This is a genomic window from Vallitalea okinawensis, assembly GCF_002964605.1.
GTDB lineage: Bacteria > Bacillota > Clostridia > Lachnospirales > PQDH01 > Vallitalea_A > Vallitalea_A okinawensis.
Map to the genome: position 1 here is coordinate 1 of NZ_PQDH01000055.1, position 1,028 is coordinate 1,028.

General features: G+C 50.9%; 1 rRNA gene. It reads left to right on the top strand.

Annotated elements, in window-relative coordinates:
* A 23S ribosomal RNA gene (locus C1Y58_RS26255) occupies positions 1 to 1,028 on the top strand; the annotation flags it as partial.

Below are 1,028 nucleotides of genomic sequence, written 5' to 3' on the forward strand. Positions count from 1 at the left end.
TGGTAGAGGAGCATTCTTAACTGGGACGAAGCTGTACCGTAAGGAGCAGTGGACTGTTAAGAAGAGAGAATGCCGGAATGAGTAGCGAGAGAGAAGTGAGAATCTTCTCGGCCGAATATCTAAGGTTTCCAGAGTAAAGCTGATCTTCTCTGGGTAAGTCGGGACCTAAGGCGAGGACGAAAGTCGTAGTCGATGGACAACAGGTTGAAATTCCTGTACCGCGTATAAACAGAACTGTGGGGACGCAGAAGGATAACGAAATCGGGGAATGGAAAAACCCGTTCAAGCACAAAGGCTGGATGATAGGCAAATCCGTCATCCATAAGGCTGAAGTGTGATGAGGACCGAATTAAAGTAGGGAAGTTCGTGAATCCAAGCTGCCAAGAAAAGCCGCTATTGTTTTATACGTGCCCGTACCGTAAACCGACACAGGTGGATGAGGAGAGAATCCTAAGGCCGACGGGAGAAGCGTTGTCAAGGAACTCGGCAAAATGACCCCGTAACTTCGGGAGAAGGGGTGCCTACGCAAGTAGGCCGCAGTGAATAGGCCCAAGCGACTGTTTAGCAAAAACACAGGTCTCTGCAAAACCGAAAGGTGAAGTATAGGGGCTGACGCCTGCCCGGTGCTGGAAGGTTAAGGGGAAGGGTTAGCAGCAATGCGAAGCTCAGAACTTAAGCCCCAGTAAACGGCGGCCGTAACTATAACGGTCCTAAGGTAGCGAAATTCCTTGTCGGGTAAGTTCCGACCCGCACGAAAGGCGTAACGATTTGGGCACTGTCTCGACAACGCGCCCGGTGAAATTGAAGTACCGGTAAAGATGCCGGTTACCCGCGACAGGACGGAAAGACCCCGTGGAGCTTTACTCTAGCTTGATACTGGGATTCGGCATTACATGTACAGGATAGGAGGGAGACTTTGAAGCCAGGACGCCAGTTTTGGTGGAGTCAATGTTGGGATACCTCCCTTGTAGTGTTGGATTTCTAACCTACTACCGTGATCCGGTAGAGGGACAATGTCAGGTGGGGAG